Below are 788 nucleotides of genomic sequence, written 5' to 3'. Positions count from 1 at the left end.
GGGCCGGCCTCCGCGTGCAGGACCGCGGCGGCGGCGGCGAGCGGCGCGAGATCCTCGAGAGCGAGGACGCGCCCGGCCGCCTCCGCGTCGGCGGAGCGGCCGGCGAGCAGCGCGCCCAGGACTCCGCCGAGGACGTCACCGCTGCCGGCGGTGGCGAGCCAGGGCGTCGAGCCGCTGACCGCCAGGGCGGTCGCCCCGGCGACCACGTGCGTCGTGCTGCCCTTGAGGAGCACGCAGGCCTCGAAACGGTCGGCGGCTCGCCGCGCCCATCCGCCCGGATCGGCCGCGACGGCGGCGACGTCGACGTCCTCTCCGGAGCGGGTGAGCAGGCCCGCCAGCTCGCGGAAGTGCGGCGTGATGACGACCGGTCCGGCGACCTCGTCGATCAGGTCGAGGGCGCCTGCGTCGAGCACGACCGGCACTCCGGAGTGCAGCTGGTCGAGCAGCGTGCGCCGCTGGTCGTCGCTGCGGTCGTCGGCGCTGGTGCCGGAGCCGACGAGCCACGCCTGCACGCGCCCCGCCGCCGTCACCACTTCGGGTCGTCGCGCGAGCACCAGAGCCGAGGGCCGCTCCGACCCCAGGTAGCGCACCATGCCGACTCCCGTCCGCACCGCCGCTTCGACTCCCAGCACCGCGGCTCCCGGGTACCGCTCGGACCCCGTCGCCACCCCGAGCACCCCCCGCCGGTACTTGTCGTCCTCCGCCCGCGGTCGCCGCAGCTCCCGTGCCGCCTCCGCCACCCCGACTCCCGCGAACCCATCCGTCATCCCGCCACCCTACGACCCACC

The 788-nt window shown here is 76.9% G+C and carries 1 protein-coding gene; it reads right to left on the bottom strand.

Translation table 11 applies throughout. The annotated features are described in order from the left end of the window. A partial coding sequence (locus tag ACH61_RS15690) for an ADP-dependent NAD(P)H-hydrate dehydratase (protein ID WP_068213804.1) occupies positions 1-767 on the bottom strand: 767 nt, incomplete at its 3' end. Positions 768-788 lie beyond the last annotated feature (21 nt).

The organism is Rathayibacter tanaceti (genome assembly GCF_001634385.1).
Classification (GTDB): domain Bacteria; phylum Actinomycetota; class Actinomycetes; order Actinomycetales; family Microbacteriaceae; genus Rathayibacter; species Rathayibacter tanaceti.
Note: the sequence above shows the minus strand (reverse complement) of the source record. Positions and strands in the feature narration are given on the sequence as shown.